The 19,374-nt window shown below is 60.6% G+C and carries 20 protein-coding genes; 4 read left to right on the forward strand and 16 right to left on the reverse strand.

Annotated elements, in window-relative coordinates; all coding sequences use genetic code 11:
* Positions 1–59: 59 nt before the first annotated feature.
* A complete protein-coding gene (locus FEZ59_RS05430) occupies positions 60–590 on the reverse strand; it encodes a hypothetical protein (protein WP_046378050.1) in 531 nt (176 codons plus the stop codon).
* Between the two features lie 214 nt (positions 591–804).
* Between FEZ59_RS05430 and FEZ59_RS05435 the strand changes: the two genes are divergently transcribed.
* Positions 805–1,149 carry a hypothetical protein gene (locus FEZ59_RS05435; RefSeq protein ID WP_070796293.1) on the forward strand — a complete coding sequence of 115 codons (345 nt, stop codon included), beginning with the start codon at positions 805–807 and terminating at the stop codon, positions 1,147–1,149.
* A gap of 385 nt (positions 1,150–1,534) precedes the next feature.
* On the forward strand, positions 1,535–2,701 hold the full coding sequence (locus FEZ59_RS05440; protein WP_020906466.1) for a MinD/ParA family protein: 1,167 nt from the start codon (positions 1,535–1,537) through the stop codon (positions 2,699–2,701).
* Between the two features lie 37 nt (positions 2,702–2,738).
* Here FEZ59_RS05440 and FEZ59_RS05445 read toward each other — a convergent pair whose 3' ends face one another.
* The 3 genes from FEZ59_RS05445 to FEZ59_RS05455 form a co-directional block, all read right to left on the reverse strand.
* Positions 2,739–3,773: a hypothetical protein gene (locus FEZ59_RS05445; RefSeq protein WP_019747188.1), complete on the reverse strand. Its 1,035-nt coding sequence runs from the start codon at positions 3,771–3,773 to the stop codon at positions 2,739–2,741.
* Between the two features lie 201 nt (positions 3,774–3,974).
* On the reverse strand, positions 3,975–5,057 hold the full coding sequence (locus tag FEZ59_RS05450) for a M48 family metallopeptidase (RefSeq protein WP_019747189.1): 1,083 nt from the start codon (positions 5,055–5,057) through the stop codon (positions 3,975–3,977).
* Positions 5,058–5,134: 77 nt separating this feature from the next.
* Entirely contained in the window at positions 5,135–5,338 is a 204-nt protein-coding gene (locus tag FEZ59_RS05455) for a hypothetical protein (RefSeq protein ID WP_003945456.1), read from the reverse strand.
* A 145-nt stretch (positions 5,339–5,483) separates the two neighbouring features.
* Here FEZ59_RS05455 and FEZ59_RS05460 point away from each other — a divergent pair, with 145 nt between their 5' ends.
* A complete protein-coding gene (locus FEZ59_RS05460; protein WP_003945912.1) occupies positions 5,484–5,639 on the forward strand; it encodes a DUF6131 family protein in 156 nt (51 codons plus the stop codon).
* Here FEZ59_RS05460 and FEZ59_RS05465 read toward each other — a convergent pair.
* The gene (locus tag FEZ59_RS05465) at positions 5,633–6,802 is read right to left on the reverse strand and encodes a glutamate--cysteine ligase (RefSeq protein WP_172932348.1); all 1,170 of its coding nucleotides are present in this window, start codon (positions 6,800–6,802) and stop codon (positions 5,633–5,635) included. The genes FEZ59_RS05460 and FEZ59_RS05465 overlap by 7 nt on opposite strands.
* Before the next feature lie 518 nt (positions 6,803–7,320).
* Complete coding sequence (locus tag FEZ59_RS05470; RefSeq protein WP_172932349.1) at positions 7,321–7,707, reverse strand: hypothetical protein; 387 nt, start codon at positions 7,705–7,707, stop codon at positions 7,321–7,323.
* A gap of 364 nt (positions 7,708–8,071) precedes the next feature.
* On the opposite strand from FEZ59_RS05470, the gene FEZ59_RS05475 reads away from it, so the two are divergent.
* Positions 8,072–8,797 (forward strand): GntR family transcriptional regulator, encoded by a 726-nt coding sequence (locus tag FEZ59_RS05475; protein WP_021343097.1) that lies wholly within the window; start codon positions 8,072–8,074, stop codon positions 8,795–8,797.
* Here the strand turns inward: FEZ59_RS05475 and FEZ59_RS05480 are convergent.
* Genes FEZ59_RS05480 through FEZ59_RS05525 form a run of 10 tightly spaced genes read right to left on the reverse strand, consistent with a single transcriptional unit; the run spans position 8,757 to position 19,311 of the window.
* Entirely contained in the window at positions 8,757–10,025 is a 1,269-nt protein-coding gene (locus tag FEZ59_RS05480; RefSeq protein WP_172932350.1) for an FAD-dependent oxidoreductase, read from the reverse strand. The genes FEZ59_RS05475 and FEZ59_RS05480 overlap by 41 nt on opposite strands.
* A gap of 13 nt (positions 10,026–10,038) precedes the next feature.
* The gene (locus FEZ59_RS05485; RefSeq protein ID WP_151531168.1) at positions 10,039–10,884 is read right to left on the reverse strand and encodes a M55 family metallopeptidase; all 846 of its coding nucleotides are present in this window, start codon (positions 10,882–10,884) and stop codon (positions 10,039–10,041) included.
* 52 nt (positions 10,885–10,936) lie between these two features.
* On the reverse strand, positions 10,937–12,031 hold the full coding sequence (locus tag FEZ59_RS05490) for a serine hydrolase domain-containing protein (protein WP_172932351.1): 1,095 nt from the start codon (positions 12,029–12,031) through the stop codon (positions 10,937–10,939).
* A complete protein-coding gene (locus tag FEZ59_RS05495; protein WP_021343101.1) occupies positions 12,028–12,789 on the reverse strand; it encodes a creatininase family protein in 762 nt (253 codons plus the stop codon). The genes FEZ59_RS05490 and FEZ59_RS05495 overlap by 4 nt, the downstream gene beginning before the upstream one ends.
* A 29-nt stretch (positions 12,790–12,818) precedes the next feature.
* Positions 12,819–13,778 (reverse strand): serine hydrolase, encoded by a 960-nt coding sequence (locus FEZ59_RS05500; RefSeq protein ID WP_172932352.1) that lies wholly within the window; start codon positions 13,776–13,778, stop codon positions 12,819–12,821.
* A gap of 60 nt (positions 13,779–13,838) precedes the next feature.
* Positions 13,839–14,819, reverse strand: a complete 981-nt coding sequence (locus tag FEZ59_RS05505; protein WP_021343104.1) for an oligopeptide/dipeptide ABC transporter ATP-binding protein — start codon at positions 14,817–14,819, stop codon at positions 13,839–13,841.
* Complete coding sequence (locus FEZ59_RS05510) at positions 14,816–15,814, reverse strand: ABC transporter ATP-binding protein (RefSeq protein WP_069147090.1); 999 nt, start codon at positions 15,812–15,814, stop codon at positions 14,816–14,818. The genes FEZ59_RS05505 and FEZ59_RS05510 overlap by 4 nt, the downstream gene beginning before the upstream one ends.
* Complete coding sequence (locus FEZ59_RS05515; protein WP_031332944.1) at positions 15,811–16,704, reverse strand: ABC transporter permease; 894 nt, start codon at positions 16,702–16,704, stop codon at positions 15,811–15,813. Before FEZ59_RS05515 ends, FEZ59_RS05510 begins: the two co-directional genes overlap by 4 nt.
* Positions 16,697–17,728 (reverse strand): ABC transporter permease, encoded by a 1,032-nt coding sequence (locus tag FEZ59_RS05520; RefSeq protein WP_021343107.1) that lies wholly within the window; start codon positions 17,726–17,728, stop codon positions 16,697–16,699. Before FEZ59_RS05520 ends, FEZ59_RS05515 begins: the two co-directional genes overlap by 8 nt.
* Positions 17,725–19,311: an ABC transporter substrate-binding protein gene (locus tag FEZ59_RS05525; protein WP_128636513.1), complete on the reverse strand. Its 1,587-nt coding sequence runs from the start codon at positions 19,309–19,311 to the stop codon at positions 17,725–17,727. Before FEZ59_RS05525 ends, FEZ59_RS05520 begins: the two co-directional genes overlap by 4 nt.
* Positions 19,312–19,374 lie beyond the last annotated feature (63 nt).

Genomic DNA, 19,374 nt, shown 5'->3' on the forward strand with positions numbered 1-19,374 from the left:
AAAGGCGCACAGCAAAGTGGCGCACGTGTTCACGTGCGTGAGAGGAAAGGGAAGGTGAGTTACACGAATGCCGGTGGGCCGCGAGTGCCCAGGCCTGAGGTGAGAAGTTGACGCAGAACAACTTTGGCGCGGTATCGAGTGCGCGCAGTGAACGGCGAGGGTTCAGGTGCCCACGGGCGCAATAGGACGGCGACGATTGCCGCCACCGTCGATGCCGCCACGACGTACCCGCGTTCTGCGCCGCGGATCAGAACTGCGCACACTCCGACGGCAGCGATGTGCGCTGCGAGCATCGGAAGCGACAGGAGTATGCCGTGTTGATGATCCGAAGCGATGGTCAATGTCGCGTGACCGATGGCCTGACCCGCAGCGAGCATGAGGGCGAGCAAGAGGGCAGGGGATCGGCGAGTGTCGATGGACGTGACCACCGCGCCGACGCTCGCGCACGCGAGGATCAACAACACCACCGCGCTCTCGGACGGGGCCATGCCGCCGCCACCGAGCGCGTGGGCTGCGACGGAAACCGCGCCGGAGGTACCGCCCACGAAAGCGCCGCGCAGCTGCGCGACATCTTTCGGACCCGGCGTCATACGCGAAAGGATACAGGCAGCTACTACGAGGGCTAGTAGTCGAGCCCGGCCGAGTCGGTTTGACGCCGTCGACGGCAGTCAGGTCGCGCCACTCACATTCTTGCAATCCCTGTATACGAATGGTGCACGGTCATCGTTCAACGCTGTCGGTCATCATCCGTACTCGTATCCGGCGCTGCCTACAGATGAACATGATTGGAACTCGTGGTCTCAGATGAGTGTCGAGTCGTTCGCGGGCGGCGGGATCGTTCGGCCGAGCCTTCGCGGAATCATGACTGCCAACGGAGATTCTGCAAAAAAGATTTGGATTACCGAGTTCGGGGCGCCTACAAGTGGGACTCCCGACAGCGTCAGCGAAGCACGTCAACTCGAGATCTGTCAGGCAGCGATGGCAGACAAGCAAACCAAGTCTTGGTTGGGGCCGCTCATCTTCTACCGTCTCAACGACTACGCGCCTTACGGGGCAACGACGGATCGAGAGTCGTATTTCGGCGCAGTGAGGTCGGACGGCACCGTCAAACCGAGTGGTGCATACGTGAAGAGTGTGCTCTGCCCGTGATGACGGTCGAATGGTACGAGTGATCCGTAGGGTTGGGGGCACTTCGTTCGAGAGCGCGGAATTCTGCAGCAGCTGAACACTTGTCCATGAAGAGAGGGCGATCGCCCAGGTGATCACCCTCCCTTTTCTCGTTTGTTACCAAGGGATTTGCCCTGACATTGCGGAAGGCTGTTTTCAGCGGCAGATGAAGATATCTGTGCCGCATATCGTTACGACGTTCGTATTTGCTGAGATCGGCACAGGCGTGGGGACCAAAGTCATCGAAGTGCGGGTGTAACGGTCTGTTGTGCCGTGACGGTATTGAGCAGAGAACGGCAAGCCCGCCAGAGTGATAGCGTCCGAGAGGCTATGTCCGAAATGATTCCGAACTCGACCTAGGAAAACGGTGCGCAGCGATAACAACGGTTCGAATAACGGAGTCCTGGGGAACAACTCCGGAACGACTCAGGGCGACGGCCTTTTCGACGCGTCCGACGACGGTTACGCAACGTCGATTCGAACCGTCACCTTCACTCCGCAATTCGACGAACCTGCGGCAAAACCGTTGCCCAGTCAGCGGATGCGCCAGCAACGTCGTGAAGAGCCGACCGATTTTCGGACCTCGACGCCCAGGGCTATGACGTCCGTCGACGACCTGGACATCATCAAGCGGGCGAAGCGTCCACCCGAACGCGGTTTGGGCAGTGTGTTGTTCAAACTCACCGGGGGTCGGATCAACACTGGGCAGTCGGCCGCCGAACTCGAACATCAAGCTCTGGTGCGCCGTGCCAACCGAACAGTGCGCGGCGTGTACAAGATTGCTTTCATCTCACTCAAGGGTGGTGTGGGGAAAACCACGGCGGCCAAGACCGTCGGTTCGACGTTCGCGTCGATCCGTGGCGATCGAATCGTAGCCATCGACGCCAATCCCGACCTGGGGACTCTGGCTGATCGTGAACGACGTGAACATCACCTGACCGTTCGTGATCTGTTGGCCGACGGTGACATTCGTACGTACAGCGATGTTCGCTACTACACCTCGCAAGGCGACAGCCGACTCGAAATCCTTGCGAGTGAGGCAGATCCGGAAACTTCGGAGTCTTTCAACGAGCAGGACTACCTCGATACTCTGCGAATTCTCGAGGTGCATTACAACATCGTCATCACCGACTGTGGCACCGGAATCATGCACTCGGCCATGTACGGAATTCTCGACGAAGCAGACGCTTTGGTTGTCGTCAGCCCGACGGCGCAGGACGGTGCCCGTAGTGCTGCAGCAACGCTCAGTTGGCTGACCAAGCACGGCTACGCAGATCTGGTGAGCAGGTCGGTCGTGGCGATCAATGCGACGCGGCCGGGTTCGTCTTCGCTCGACCTCGACCAACTCGAGGACGTTTTCGCTCAGCGTGGAGTGCGAGCGGTCAAGACGTTGCCCTATGACGATCACCTCGGTGAGGGCGGTCCGATCGACTTGAAATTGTTGAACAAGCGCACTGCACGGGCATATCTGGAACTCGTCGCAGCGATTGCCGACGGTTTCCCGGACTCGGTGGGCAAGCACGCTTCTCGCTGAACGTGCTCGCCCCCGAATCTGATCATCAGGCCGGTGTTCAGGGGTGCCGAAGTATCGCGCCGTATCCGTCGGCGAGAACGAGGCGTTCGTCGATCTGTACCAGCTCGGTGCCGGTCCCGATTGCGATGTAGGGGAGTACGCGATCGGCGGGCCCGATCAGCTTTCCACTGGTGACTTCCTTGTCGTCGGGATCGGTGAGCAGCAGTGTCTCGACCTTGCCCTGCTCGAGGGCGTCGAGGACGCGTGCGGTCCCGTCGATGGAGAGGCCGGAGTCCCGGCCCTGCTCTGCGACGTAGCGTTCGGTTTCCGCATCCATTCTGCGTAGTCGCTGCGTGTCGATCAGTTCACGAATCGACTTCGACACCTCGGCGGGTGTCGAACCGACTGAACGCGAACCCTTTTCGACGTCCACCACCCGTAGCGTCGACGGTAGGAGCTGTGCAAAAGCTTTGCGGGACTGTACTTCTCCGATCACGACCACCAGTGCGACCTTGTGTTCGCGGGCGAGCGCCGCCGCGCGCTCCACGGCCTGTGTCAGGTTCTTTCGGATGTTCTCCTCCACGAGGCTTTGGCTGTCGGTGTACCGCTCCTGGCCGCCCACGTGTGCCTTGTGGACCGGGAAGCCGTCGCCGTCTACCGTTTCGCCGTACACGTCACGCCCGCGAGCATCGCGCACGCACAGGTCCGCGCCGGTGTGGTCGACCTTTGCGATGAGGAACGGTTCGGTGTCGTATCCGTGTGCGATCAGTGGAATCAAGTAGGGCAGTTCGCCCAAGGTCGCGATGGTGGAGCCGGCAGGTTCGAGCAGAATATCGTCGATCAGCACTGCCTCGGATGTGGCGACGATCGCGCGTCCGGCGCGACCTGAGATGCCGTGATGGTTGTCCTTCACCTCGTCCAGTCGCGCGATCAGCGACTCCGATGCTCCCTGTTTCGTGAGTTGATTGCGCATCGAGCGCCATTCGAGTTCGAAGCGCTCGCGTGCATCTTCCCGGTTGCGGACGTCTTCGAAGTACACGGAGGCAAACGGGCCGTCACTCGAACCGACCTTCTTCAGCCGCCCAGCATGCATGTCGGCTCCCTTCTGTAGTGGTCCTATGCCGCGTACCCGACAACTGGTGATTCGACACGACCGCTTTCAGTTCGCACGTTTGTTCGACTGCTGGTACTGTCTGTGAACGTGAGGGTGGTGCAGAGGGAAGCCTGCATCACCTTCACGCCAAGAACCCGGGACCTGCCGCCGACTGCCTTCGGTGGCGGGTCCCGATTCTGCTTAATCGGCGTCGTCAGTGCCCTTCGACCTGTCGGAACTCTTGCGCCAGTGAGTGAATCGTTCCTTGATGTCCGTCGCTACGTCGCCGACGCCGTTCCCGACGGCGCCCACGGCACCGCCCAATCCGCTACCGATGTCGCGCACCATCCGGACCAAGGGATCTTCCGACTCGTCGAAGTTCTGCTTGTAGGTCTTGGCGGCATTCTTGAACTCGTCGCTGATCTTCGCTCCGTCGTCATCGCCGCGGCGGGGGTAGTTTCCGCGCAGAATCGCGGCGTAGTCTCCGCTGTCCACCCACTTCTTGAGTTCGGCGGCGCGAAGCACCGAGAACGGGTGAGAGAGCAGTTCGATGTTGAGGAGCTTGAGTACACCGTCGCGGAGGTCGCCGCTGGCGTCGTACTCGGCGGCCTGGGCGAGAAACGCGTCGATGTCGATTTCACTGACTCGGGATCCGCCGGCCAATTTCATCTGCACGCGAATCGCTGTGTGTACGTCCTGGCCGCACAGTAGTCCTGCACGATCGCCGGACAGTTCGGACTTGCGTTGCCATTCCATCAGGGCGGCGATGATCGCGCGCAGTGCCCATCCGCCGACCGGCAGCCATCCGATGGTTCCGGCCAGTCGCATCAAATGCATCAAGATGGTGCGATACACGGCATGGCCGGACAGTGCGTGGCCTAGTTCGTGGCCGATGATGAACCGTTGCTCCTCGTAGTTCATCACGTCCAGCAGACCAGTAGTGACCACCATGAACGGCTTGTCCATGCCGATGGTGAAGGCGTTGACCATCGGGGTCTGGAGTACGAACAGCTCCGGTGTCTCGTCGGCCTGCAGGATCTCGACGCAGTCACGGCGCAGATCGTTCAGGTCACTGAACTGGCGTTCGTCGACTCGCACTGACGTGGCGAGGTACATGAGGCGGTGCTGACGTTCTTGGAGCAGTCCGGACAGCGTCCGCAGAACAGTGTCGAACCCCCGAAGCGTCCGGAGCGTCACCAATGCGGCCCGATCGGCTGGGTGTTCCCACGCACGCGAGCTGATGTCCGGGAACTCGATTCGGGTGCGATCTGGTGCAGTGGTCATGGTGGCCCCTCACTTCGATGTGTGTCGACTCACCTCCAGGGTAACGACTAGTCGGTTTAGCGCGGATTTCCGGCAGCTCACTCGGTGGGCTGGGGGAGCGTGCAATCCGTGACTTTGGGGTTGACGCCGAAGTAGTTCAGCGGGCCGGCGATGACCGTGAGCGCGATGGTCCCGACGCCGGCGCAGTTGGTCGGCGAACTGCTGTAGTAGCCGCGTTGGCCGGCCGCGACGGCCCCGACTATCAGCCAGATCAGAACGATCAGAGTCACAATTCTCATCATGGCGGGCTCGATTCTTCAAATATTATGGTGCCCAGCGAAATACCCGGTCAGAGTGGGTATGAAACGCTCAGCCGACGGGTATCCCTGATGTATGCGGCTCGAGGCGGGCGTATCCGCCCGAGTGAACGCACTGAAGGAGCTTGTGATGATCATCCTCGGCGTAATCCTGCTGATTATCGGTTTCGTGGTGAACATTCCGATCCTCTGGACGATCGGTGTCGTCTTGTTGGTGATCGGAATCATCCTGTACGCGCTGGGCGCGGCCGGGCACGCTATCGGTGGTCGGAGGCATTACTACTGATCAGGGGTCGACCCGTCATGCGTATCCGTGCCAGTCGGGACGGTGCGCTCAACCGCACGTGCGATCAGTTTCCGCAGGCAGACCTGGCGAAGCGTTCGCTGTTGCCAGTCGCTGCCGCCGCCGGTCACGCATTTGTCGCGCAGTGCTGATTCCACGCTCGTGTACTCGCCTGTCTCGTCGAGGGAGTCACGGACATGGATCAGGAGTCGGTGCAACTGTTCCGTGGCCGAAATTCTTTGTGTGGTAACCGGATCGATCGACGCTCCCAGGACGCCTTCCTTCGCGGACACCCAGGTTGCGAGGCGGAGGTTCTCGAGGGAAGTGCGCGGAGCGACGACTCCTCGTTCGACGGCGCGCAGTGCAGTGGCGACCAGCGCGCGCACAAGTGCTGCAAGCAATACGGTGTCGTCGACCGTCGGCTGAACGTCGCAGACCCGGATCTCGACGGTCGGTAGGTGGCAGGAAGGCCGGATATCCCAGTAGGCCATCCGCTTGTCGAGCATCACGCCGCAATCCACCATCTTCGCGACCGCGGTGTCGAAGTCCCCGGCGGTCTCGAAGTACGGCGGCGGCCCGGCGACGGGCCACCGGGACCATTGGATCGCCCGCCAACTCGCGAAGTCGGTGTCGACTCCTTGGTGGATACGGGAGTTGGCGCTCAGTGCCAGCAGGGCAGGCAACCAGATGCGCACGTGATTGCAGACCTGCACGGCCTCTACTTGATCAGCGACGCCCACATGGATGTGGCAACCGCAGATACTTTGTTCGGCGGCGAGGGCGCCGAAGTGTTCGCCCATCTGGCGGTAGCGAGGGGAGTCGCTGATCTCGAAACGCGAAGGCCCCGAAAGCGGTGCGCCGACGGCCAACAGCCTGCAGCCGTTCAACTCGGCCGCTTTCGCCGCGAGCCGACGCATGTCGATCAAGTGGGTTCGGAGTTCGTCGATGCTCTGGCACACGGGAGAGTTGGTCTCGACTTGGCAGCGGGACAACTCGAGCTGAAGATCCAAACCGAGTGTCGACGCGGTTTCCGCAACCGCGGCATTGTCGGTGGACGGCAGCCAGGATGTCGGGTCGACGAGGATGAATTCTTCTTCGACGCCGACGGTCGGGGTCGTCGATTCGTAGCGGCCAGCGGTGAATCCGGTCGAGCAGGTGGCGCCCATGCTCGCGTCTACCCGGTCGGTCGAAGGCGGAAACCGACCCGAGGAAGCCCCGTTCTCGTCGGGAGAACGGGGCCTGTGGTCGGTCTTGCCAACATCTCGGAAGCGTCAACGAGCCCTTGCACACCGTATGAATCTGGGGACTGGCGTGCCTGGGAAAACGTACTGTGTCGGACTCGGTAAAACGAGACCCCAAGGCATGTCTCACCCCCGATTTCACCCTCGTGTGAACTTTGCCTGCACGCCCTTCGTCGAGGCGCGGATCGTGACCTGGTGGCCTGCGGCGGTCCAGTCGCGGTTTATCCGTGGGGCCGCCTTTATCGGGCAGATTTCGAGAAATACGAACCCATCTAAACTAACGTCCAGCATTCGGATGTGAAGTTCTGGCGAAGTGTGGGGACTCGGTGAGTCAACAGGCATTTGATCAGTTAATCGCGTGCACAGTATCCACTGAAGATATGTAATTTTCGAACTGGTATTGCGTTTCATCTGCGAGAATATCCAGTGGTCATGGGTGAAAGTCAGAAGGTGGGAGAAAGTGCCTGGGATTGTGTTGCTAACGGTTCGTTATCGCCGCCGAATGCCCACCATGTATGTGGATGGCGCCTATTGGAAGCGGGAAAACTGCGTGTCATCCGTGTCGCAACTTCCTCTGCCTTGTGGTCTTGGATTGAGAGTTTCACCAGGAGGATCTTTCGTAATCGACGCGTCCGGAAATTTTTCTCAAGATTTACCCACTTGCGAATTAGGGAATTTAATGGGTTGTGGAAAGTGGAAATATTGCGGGTGGGAGCTATTATTTGCGGTGATTTGCTCATATCTTGCTGAGTGAGGTATTTGCAACCGAAGTGCCACGTGGTCGAGAAATAATGCTTTTCATGCTTTACATTGGAAATTGCAAGATGCACGTTTCATCCTCCAGTGTTAAACGAAAGGACGAACGCAATGGGTAGCTTGGAAGATTTCGACATCGCGGCACTTCTTCAGAAGGTCATCGCATTCTTCGACGGATTCTCGTCGGACGAGACCGAGCCCCCCACGGGCTAAGACTTGGCGAAGCCGCTGTGCATCCGGATGACACTGGAAGCGCAGCGGCTTCTCTGTATCCGGACCTCCTATGTATCGGACCTCCTGTCAACCCAGTCGGCGACCGAGCTCGGCATCTCGGCCGGGGCGGTCTCAGCTTGCACATCGGCGCGAGCTGGAACGATCTTTGTCACATAAAATGTTAGGTATTACATATTGGACATCGCTGGGTATTAGGGTGCAGGTATGGGGACGAAGCAGCCGGCCGGTTCAAGCGCAGATCGTAGTACCGGCGACGAAAAGCAGAGTGCCGTATTTCAGCCACTGGCACGGACCAGCTTGCGCAGCGATGCCACGAGACTGCTTCGGGCCCGGATCTCGAGCGGTGAACTGGAGTCCGGCCGGCTCTACGCGATCGGCGACATCGCCGCGCAGCTCGAGGTCTCGCCCACCCCGGTACGCGAGGCTCTCCTCGATCTGAAGAGCCAAGGCCTCATCGAGATGGTGAGGAACCGCGGCTTTCGCATCGTCGAACTGACGGATGACGAACTCGCGGAGATCGTCGAAATCCGGCTGATGCTCGAGCCACCTGCAATGGCGAAGGTTGCCGCGCTCGAACCCCCGTTGGATCTCACCGATCTCTGGACGCTGAGCAAGCGCGTCGAGAACGCCGCGGCCGAGGGGGATCTGGTCTCATTCCTGACCCTGGACAAGGACTTCCACCTGGAACTTTTGGCTGCACTGGGTAACGCACGGCTGGTCAAGGTGGTGGAGCAGTTGCGCGATCAGACTCGCCTGTCCGGGCTGAAAGGCATTGCAGGCAGCAAGGACTTGGTCGGGTCGGCTCGGGAGCACGATCAACTCCTGCAGGCGTTGGAATCACGAGATCCGGTTGCGGCCGAAGCTGTCATGACTGCACACCTCCACCACGTCAGCGGGTTGTGGGCCGGACGCTCCGAAAAGTCCGACTGAAGCGGTCTGGCCCGAACACGCCGGCATAGGCAGGGAGGCTTCGGCCGAACACGCTGCGAGCGACCAACTCTCCGGTGACGGGGCCGAGGGTTATACCGAGCATCGCGTGGCCGGTGGCGACAGTGACATTCGGATGGTGAGGTAAGCGACCGATGATGGGCATCCCGTCGGGTGTCATCGGGCGTAGCCCTGTCCACGGGACTGCATTCTGCGGAGGTTCCCAGGTGTCGAAATAGTCGGCTGCCGAGGTCAGTATGCCTTCGGCCCTTCGCTTGTCGATGTGTTCACTTCGGCCTCCGAATCCCATGGTGCCGGCCATTCGGGTCGCACCGGACAACGGGGTGACGGCAACCTTGGCTTCCGACAGATACGATGCCCGAGTTCCGACGGGGAAAATCGGTGGAACGTCGAAACCGTAGCCTTTCCCGGATTGGACGGGGAGTGTGTACCCGAGTCCTCGCACCACGTCCGCGCTCCAAGCGCCTGCGGCGACCACAAAATGATCGGACGTCATCGGCCGTTCTACTCCAGATGCCGTCACGTTACCGATGGAGTCTTCCGACAGCGTCAGTTCGGTGCCCTCCACGATCTCGACCCCGAGGCTCTCGCACTGTTTGATCAAGCTTTCGACGAAGGCTGCGGGGTCGAGGAATCTCTCGTGGGGACAGACGATCCCACCGACGACCGAGCTCGAGAGTCCCGGCATCAGCTGAGCCGTTCGGGCACTGGTGAGTACGTCGAATTCGTCACCGCCGAGTGCTCGCACCAGCGTCATTTCTTCGGAGTGGGAGTCGAGCGACTTCTGTGTGCGAAACAGCTGCACCAATCCGGATCGGTGGTTTTCGAACTGAAGCCCAGTGCGCTCGAGTTCGTCGAAAAGCTCGAAAGTCCGATGATTGAGTGCCATCAGATTTCGCAGACCGGATTCGAATCTCGTTGTGGTGCAGTTGCGAAGCATCGCAATCAAGAAGGAGGCAAGGCGAGGGTCGCGGCTGGGGCTGATGTACAGCGGGCTGTCAGGACGCAGCATCCACTTCAACGATTGGGTCAGTACTCCGGGGGCAGGGACGGGGGCCGACATGCTCGGGACGACCCACCCGGCGTTATGGCTCGACGCGCCGGTTCCCGCAGCCCTCGCGTCGACTACACACACGTCGGCTCCCTCGGCAGCCAAAGCCAGCGCCGAACACAACCCGATCGAACCTGCACCGATAACGGTCACTCTCATGGAAATTTGCCCTCTACTGACGGTTGGCGATCGTCATCTGTCCGCGGAGGCCGGCAGATGCCAATTGATAGTTGACGGTGATCAGTCCGATGATGTCGTCGACGGTGTTCAAGCGATGCTCGATGGTTCGATCTGACGTTCGCCGAGAACCGGGGACACCCTCCGCCATCTCCGCAGCAGTTGTTGTCGGGTGAACGATTTCGAGGACCCACTCGTCGCGTAACTTCGTCGGCTTCAGCGAGTCGCACTGTTGCACAACTCGTCTGGATGCATCGCGAATGGCTGCGCACGCCAGACTCGGCGGAAGCGAGTTGGTAGCAGACCACCCGTGCGCCTGCTTCACCACGACGGTTTCGGTCGAAGGAGACGTAGCGCTGACCAACCCGCAGATCACGTCATCTCCAGTGACCAAGCCGACCGGCACGCCGTGAGTAGCCGCGTAGAGCGAGTTCACATCGCTTTCCGACACGGTCCTGCCGTCGAGACGAACATCCGTGAACAGAGCCGAGAACGTATGTGCCAGCACACCCGGACCACCCGCAGGAGCGTGGTAGCCAACAAAAAGGGCCACGTCGTGTTCAGCGGTGAGACCCTCTGCCATGCACTGCAGTTTCGGCGATCCGAACAGAACCCGCGCCCGCGGATCCAGTTCGGCGTGCAGCAGATTGTCCATCGTTCCATGACTGTCGTTGACGAGCACCGATTGCGCGCCCGCGTCGAATGCTCCGGCGATTGCCGCGTTGGCCTCGGCCGTCATCAGTGCTTGCGCACGTTGGTATCCGTGACCTCCACGAACTATCTGGTCGAGCGTCGCAATTCCTGCGATGCCTTCCATGTCCACCGAAATGTAAACGTGCATAGTGAGACTCTCCGTTTGTCGATTATCTTCGTGACGACTCGGTCCGGGGCGGTCAACCGTTCGGGATGGACAAAGCTTCTCGTACCGTATTCGCCAGGACGACCGAGGCCGGCACCTCGAGAGGCGTCGTGGCAACCAGTCGATTCTTCGTGAGCGCGAAACTCAAACCGTAGTCCGGATCGGCAAACCCGTACGAACCGCCGAACCCGCTGTGGCCGAATGAATTCGACCGCCCGCCCATTGCAATCCCTTTGTCGCCCAGTAGATAACCCAAACCCTTGCGGACCGGCGCCTTGTGCGTTTGATCGTACGCATCGGTTTCCAACGTCGTTGCCAGAGTGGTCCGCGCTGGCGGGAGTAGACGCACTCCGTCCACACCATCGCCGATCAACGACGCGTAGTGTCTTGCCAGGGATCGGGCGGAGGTGATGGCGCCGCCGGCAGGTACAGCTGATGCCTGAATCGACGGGGTGTTGAAGAGTTCGGCCATGATCCGAGTATCGGGGCTCGACGCGGGACCGGTCAGAACTGATTCGTCATTCGCGAGAACTGCGATGCGGTCTTTCACCGAAGCGGGAACGCCGAAGAACAGATCCGTGATACCCAAAGGCTCGCAGATCAGTTCGGTGACGATCTGGCCGAAGGGCTTCCCGTACACGCGACTTGCTACCTCGCCGAGAACGAATCCGGAAGACAGTCCGCGGTAAGCGGTCTCGCTACCCGGAATCCACATGGCCTCGGACTCGGCCAGGCGAGCGCAGGTGCCGTCCCAGTCGTCGAGGTGAAAGTCGTGTGTGATGTCTTGGACTCCGGACGTGTGTACGAGGACCTGTCGAATGGTCGCCTCTCCCTTGCCGTTCTGTCCGAACTCCGGCCAATAGTCGCTGACCTGTGCGTCGTAGTCGAGTTCGCCGTGTTCGGCCAGCAGATGCACCGTCGTATACATCAGGCCTTTGCTGCACGAGAAGATCGGGAACAGGGTGTCACTTCGGACAGGCGCACTTCGAGTGGGTTCGGTGTGTCCGGACCAGGCATCGACAACCAGCTGACCATGCTGGTACACCGCAACCTGGATGCCGAGTTGGGCGTCTGCGGTGACCATTGCGTCGAGCTCGGCCTGCACCACCTCCTGTACGTCGACGGTCACCTTTCGCGTCCTTCGTGCTTGGTGATCTCGGCACAAAAGTATTCCGAGACAATTGTGGTCAGTGATTCGAGATACCGTTCGCCGCGTGACGCCAGTGCGGCGACGGGGTCGCCGAGAATTCCGTTCACCGATAATGCTTTGGTTCCGCCGTCGAACAACGCTGTGGCAGTGTCTTTGTCGAAGCGTCCGAGGAATCCGGGCTCGGCGGCGTTCATGTCGACGAGGTCGGGTCGCAGTGCGAGGACTATCGATGTTTCGAAATCACCGGCATGGGATCCGCAGGCCTCGGGAGAGATCGAATCCTCCTCCGCCACTGCTTCGAAAGCTGTGAGCAACTGGAGAAGATCGGTGTGGGCATGAATCCGTGTCTCGCCGATCCGGGGTCCGACTCTCTCGATCAGATGCGCGAGGGGTTCGAAGTTACCGCCGTGGCTCGAGATGACGAGGATATTGTCGAACCCATGAGCGGCGAGACTGCGAACGTAGTCTTCGACCACGTCGACAAACGTTGCCTCGCGTAGAGAGAGCGTTCCGGGGAAGGACATGTGGTGCGGGGAAACCCCGAACGCGATGGTGGGCGCTACTATCGTCGTCCCGAGCCGTGCGGCGACGGCAAGTGAAGTGGCAGTGCCGATCAGGGTGTCGGTGGACAGTGGCAGGTGCGGGCCGTGTTGTTCGGTCGCTCCCACCGCGAAGATGACGTTGCGGATCCCGCCATTCATCGCCTCCTGCACCTGGGTCCACGTCATCTCTGCCATCGAGTGAGGTGCTACGAGCGTAGGGGTCATCAGGCTGTTACCGCCGTCGCAGCCGCGCCGCGACTTGCGTTCCGAAGACTGTCGATCGCAAGTGCGGCGATCTTCCCGATTGCCGCGTCCACCTTGCCGTTACGCATGTGGTTGTTCTTGTCTTTCAAGAAGATTGCGACTACGTAGACGTCCCCGTCGCCGAAGTCGACGACTCCTACCTCGTTGCGAACGCCGGCTAGGAAGGTGCCGGTCTTGCCGGAGATCGTCGGGCCGTCGACGTACGCGGAGGAGAGGCGGTGAGGCGCGAACTGCAGGCCCATTACCCGCCGCACTTCGGCACAGGCCTCGGCGTCTGCAGCCTTGTCCGTCCAGATGAGGCTGAGCAGTTCGGTCATCTCGCGCGGGGTGCTGGTGTTGCCGCCGCGCGCGTTCAACGACTCGCCCGCTGCGATTGCCGCGACGAACTCGTCCTCGGGCAGTCCGAACGGGTTGCCGGTGGAGGTTTTCTGCAAAGTTGCGTAATTCTCGGTCGAGAGTTCCTCGAGAGCAAGCGAAATGATGCCTTCGCAGTCGGTAGTGATGTCGGTCGAGTTCAATCCGAGCGAGCGGAGTCGGCTCATGATGTTCTCGGTACCGACCATCTCTTGCAGGATGTCGGTGGCGGTGTTGTCGCTGACCTGCATCATGAGTAGGCCCAAGTCCCGGATCGATACTTCGACGTCGTCCGTCATCGCTGAAATCCCGGAGGGCCCGATGGTGCGCCTGTCTGCAGGGACCTTGATCCGGTCAGCCAGTTGTATGCGCCCCTCGGATGCCTGGGCGGCGACCTCGAGCATGACGGGAACCTTGTAGGTCGAGGCGGTCACCGAACGTGCATCGGCGCCGGAACCGATTTCGAGTTTTCCGTCGAGGCTGCGGACGTGAAACGCAACGGTGGCGTTTGCGTCGTCACACACGTCGGCGATGGAGGCGAGGATCCTGAGGGGGTTGGTGCTCATGTTCTTCCGTTCCGGGTAGTTGTTGTGGAGGAGAATGTTTCGATCAAGGCAGTGACCTGATCATGAACTCGCGGAGTGAGGCGGGGCGTAAAGATGACAACGCGCCTCGCCTGAGGGCGTGGAATACGTCGGAGGCGAGACCGTGTCGCAGATCGCGCCGATGCGCAGGTGACATCTCTCGTGAAAGACACAGCCGCTCGGCGGGTTGTCAGGCTTCGGGGGCTCGCCGGTGAGGATGATTCGCTCTCGCGCAGCTTCGGAGAACAGTGTCGGCGATGCCGAGGCCAATGCCCGCGTGTACGGGTGTGCGGGGTCGGTCAGAATGCTCTCGGTCGAACCGTACTCCTGCACCTGACCCAGATACAGGACGGCAACCTCGTCGCAGAAGAATCGAACGACTCCTAGATCATGGCTGATGAAAAGGAAGGATGTTCCGGAGTCCTCTTGAATGTCCTTGAGGAGATTGAGGATCTGTGCCTGTACCGAAACATCCAGGGCGGAGACAGGTTCGTCGGCGACGATGAGTTGCGGTTTCGCGGCGACGGCGCGTGCGATGGCCACTCGCTGGCACTGCCCGCCGGAAAGCTGGTGCGCGTACATATCTCCGTACGACGCACTCAGTCCGGCGCGGTCGAGCAAGTCGTCGACGTCCTTGCGTCGCGCCGAATGCCCGCCGATGCGTAGGGGTTCGGCGACGGCACGCCAGATTGGCAGCTTCGGATCGATCGATGCTCGCGGGTTCTGGAAGATCATCTGCACAGATCCCGGGGCTCGCTTGCGAGAGGACTTGCCGGTGACACGCTGCCCCAGTATTTCCAGGTTGCCGCCGGACGGCTCGAGCAGGCCGGTCACAACCCGACCGAGAGTTGACTTTCCGCTTCCGCTTTCGCCGACCAGTCCGAGAGACCGCCCTGCCGGGATCGACAGGTCGACGCCCCGAAGTGCCTGCACGGCACGGCCTCCCAGACGGGTGCGGAAGGAATGGGTGATCCCCTCCAATCGGGCTACTTCGCGTGTGGAAACGAATTGGTGCGTAGTCATCGAGCCACCTCACTTGCCGAAACGTGCTGATGTGAGCCTGTCATCGGGTGCAGACAGGCCGCGAGACTGTGTCCACTCCTTTCGAGTTCGGGTGAGATGGAAAGACATTCGTCTCCCGCGCGATCGCAGCGTGGCGCGAAGTGGCAACCGTGCTTTCGGTCAGGCAACGCCGGAACGATCCCTCGTACCGTCTTCAAGCGTCGTGCACCCGAGTTCATACTTTCCAAACAGTCGACCAGCGCATGCGTGTAGGGGTGCTCCGGTTCACGCAGTACGTTGTCGACCGATCCGGATTCGACGATCTTGCCCGCGTACATCACGTACGCCCGGTTGCAGTGTTGTGAAACCAGTCCGAGATCGTGCGAGATGAACATCATGGACATCCCCTCGTCTGCTATGAGACTTTGCAACAGGTCCATGATCTGCGCCTGCACGGTGGTGTCCAGGGCGGTGGTCGGCTCATCGGCGATCAGCATCGTCGGTTCGCAGGCCAGAGCCATTGCGATCAGTACACGTTGTCGCATGCCACCGGACAGTTCGAAAGGAAACGCTCCGGCAACCCGATCCGGGGCCGGAATCCCGACTCGGGCCAGCAGTTCGCGTACTCGTTTGGCGGCAACGCGTTTGGAGAGCTTGTGGTGGATGCGGACGAGATCGCCGAGTTGTCGTTCGATGCTCACTACCGGGTTCAGCGAGGTTCCGGGGTCCTGGGGGATCATCGCAATGTCTGTGCCTCGAAGCGGCGCCAGCGCACCACGGTCGGACATGTCGAATCGTCGGCCGTCGAAGACCATCTCTCCATGCGCAGCCAGGGACCCTTCGAGGAGACCGAGTACGGAGTACGACGTTACTGATTTGCCGCAACCGCTTTCACCGACCAGAGCGACGCTCTCACCCGAATCTATGTGGAAGCTGACTCCGTCCACTGGTCGCAGTGCGGGATTGTCGGACAGAGCTACGTGGAGATCCGTGATCGACAGTAGCGGTTTCGTCATCGGTTGCTCCTCGGGTCGAGCGCGTGGCGAAGGCCGTCTCCGCAGACCAGCAACGTGATGACGACGAGGGCGATGGTGCATCCGGGGACTATCGACATCAAAGGCAGGTCGATGCTGTGGGTCGACCCGAGGGCGAGCATGTTGCCGAGAGACGAGGTCGGTGGCTGGATACCGAGGCCGACGAAGCTGAGCCCGGCTTCGGCGATGACGGTGAAGGCGAAGATCAGGGTCAGCTGAACCGACACTGATTCGATCATGTTCGGCGTGACGTGCCGAACGATGATGCGCCAGGTCGGAACTCCGCTCACGGCTGCGCTGTCGATGTATTCCTCTTCACGAATCTTGAGCACGACACTGCGGGTGACCCGTGCCAGATACGGCGTGTAGCCCGCAACGAGAGCGATGATCGTACTGGTGACTCCGGCTCCCATCGCGGCGATGAGCGCGAGCGCGAGCAGCAACGACGGCAAGGCCAACCCGACATCGATGAGTCGAGCAATGACGGTGTTCGCAATTCCCCGGGTGAAACCTGCCAGCATTCCCAGCGGTAGCCCGATGACCATGACACCCAACGTCACGGCAGCACTGACGGCGAGTGACGTGCGGAGTCCGAACAGCAGACGGCTCAACTGATCTCGACCCAGATCGTCGGTTCCGAGGAGATGCTCACCGCTGGGTGGGGCGAGAGTCGAGGTGAGATCTTGGACGTTGGGGGAGTGCGGCGCGAGAAGAGGCGCGAGCACGGCCGCCGACACCAGTACGAACAGAATGCTCCATGCCACCTTCTGACCAGGCAAGGAGAGAATGCGGGCCATGAATCGGCGCCGCTGACGTGTGCTCGGCGCGATTGGGGACGACGGGGAAAGCGCAGCCCCGAATGACTCAGTCATTGTCGGTCCTGACTCTGGGATCGATGAGGGAATAGACGACATCCATCAGAAGATTGACAGATACGACAACGATGACCAGCACGAGGATGCAACCCTGCACCACTGTGTAGTCGCGAGCCAAGACGGATTGAACGAGGAGTCGGCCCATACCGGGAACGGCAAAAGCATTTTCGACGAGGAGTGCTCCGCCCATCAGCGCGCCCATCTCCAGTCCGGCGATCGTCACAGTGGGAAGTAGTGCGTTCCGTAGTGCGTATCGAGAGTAAACGCGACGCTCGGGGATCCCGAACGACCTTGCCGTCCGGACGTAATCGGAGTTGAGTGTGCCGATCAGGGATGCACGCGTGGTCTCGAAGAGCAGGGTCGACATACCGACACCCAGCGCAATGGTCGGAAGAATCATGTGTTGGAAATGTGCGCCGATACCATCACTGAGCGACGAGTATCCGAACGTCGGCAAGACGTTCTGGAATGCGATGATCAACAGGAGAGCCAACCAGAAGCTTGGTACTGCGATACCCAGAGTTCCGACCAGTCGCACACTCCGGTTCGCGCGATCGCTGGTGAACCTCGAAGCGAGGACGCTCAGTGGTACCGCCACCAACAATGCGAAGGCAAGCGCGTACATGCCCAGTTGGAGTGTTACGACGATGCGGTCGGACAGCAAGGTTGTCACCGAGTCGTTGAGCACCAACGACTTTCCGAGGTCGCCGCGAGCGGCTGCGGACAGCCAGTCGAAATACTGGACCACCACCGGCTGGTCGAGGCCGAGTTCGGAACGAATACGTGCGATCTGCTCTGGACTGACGGACCCGCCGGGACCGCTTACCGTGCGAGCGGGGTCCCCTGGGATTGTCCGAAGAAGTACGAACATCAGGAAAGTTGCGGCGAGTCCGACGATTCCCAGCTGCGCGGCATTGATCAACAGGGTGCGCGCGATTCGACGCAGCCGACCGGACGAGGGCGCGGGCTCTCGCTCCTTCGGCGGCATATCGGAATCAGGTACCGCTTCGATCACGCTCACTTCGCGAGCCAAACCCTCGAGAGCGGGTTGGTGCCACCCTCCGTGAATTCGTATCCGCCGACCGACGGGCTGGTTGCGGCGATCTTCTGCGGGTACACGGTGAACGCTGCGTATGCATTGTCCGCGATCAGCTTGGATGCCTGCTGGTACATCTGTGCCCGTTGCTGCGGATCCTGTTCGGCGCGGGCAGCGTCGAGCAGCTTGTCGAGTTCAGGATCGTTGATCGAAGAGGCGTTCAGATCGCCCTTACTGTGGAACAAGGGGTAGAGAATCTCGTCGGGATCGACGGTGGCCGTGGTCTGGCCGCTGTTCATGACCGTGAAATTCTTTGCGGTGTAGATCTTCTGAGCCCAGGATCCGAACTCCTCTTTGCTCAGGTCGACTTTGACACCGACGTTCTGGAGCTGTTCGGCAACCGCATCGGCTTCTGTCGAGAACGGGGCCTGGGTGAAGGTGCTGAACGGAACCGTCGTACCGAAGTCGAAGTTTCCGTTCTTCAGGAATTCCTTTGCCTTGTCTGTTGAAAACGTCTGTGAGGCAAGGCCGGAGAGGTCCGAGTATGCATCGCCGATTTTCGGGCTGAGGGGCCCACTCGCCGGGTCGGCGTATCCCTGGTAAATGCCCTGTGCGATACCGTCACGGTTGATCGCCGCAGAGAATCCGCGGCGGACGTCGACGTTGTCGAAAGGCTTGACCGCCTGGTTGAAACTGACGTAGTTGAACGTGTTGCTGATCGACGTCTTGATGACCGAGTTGCCTCGGCTTTTGACTTGTGCGAGTTGGGCCGGTGTCACACCGAGGACATCGAGTTCCCCGTTGACGAATGCCTGCATCGAGGTGGTCGGGTCCGGAAGGATCGAGATCTTGATCGAGTCCAGGTAGTTGTCGTCAGCCCAGTAGTCGTCGTTGCGGACGAGCCTGATGTACTGACCGGTCTTGTACTCCTCGAACTTGTACGGACCGGTGCCCACCGAAGCTTTGAACGGATCGGTCTTGGCGTATTGCGTCACGGCGGTGGGGGACATCATCATCACCCGTCCACGGCGCAACGAGGCGACGAACCCTCCGGCCGGGGTGGAGAGATTCATGGTTACTTCATTGGGTGCGCTGACCTCGACCGACTCCAAAGACGGAGGCAGGTTCGCACCCGTTCCGTTCGGGTCGAGCAATCGATCGAGATTGAATTTGACGGCTTCGGCATCGAACGGCGTTCCGTCGGTGAACTTCACACCGTCGCGGAGGGCGAAGACGTATTGAGTGGGGGAAGTCTGCTTCCAGGACGTAGCAAGTTCGGGTACCGCCTGACCGTCCTGGAAGTCGACCAGTCCGTTGTAGGCGAGGGTGGCGATCGATGCCGTGCCCACCGAGGTGACGGCCATGGTTCCCATGTCGAACGCAGGTGCAATCGGTTCTGCGCCGATAGAAACTCGCAGTTCACCGCCCCGCTGCGGCTCGCCGGCGGGCTCGGACGAAGCGCCTGCGTCCTTAGCTGCGCCTGAACAACCACCGAGAACCAGTGCGAGTGCTGTTGCAGTTCCGATCAGAGCGGTACGCCTCGAGAACCGCGTCATTGTTTTGTCCATCAGATCCACCTTCGGGCCGTTCGTTCGGAACGGCGGGTTCGTACGGAGCCTTGCGAGGATGCA

The organism is Rhodococcus sp. MS13, assembly GCF_013277835.1.
In the GTDB taxonomy this organism is placed as follows: Bacteria; Actinomycetota; Actinomycetes; order Mycobacteriales; family Mycobacteriaceae; genus Rhodococcus_F; species Rhodococcus_F erythropolis.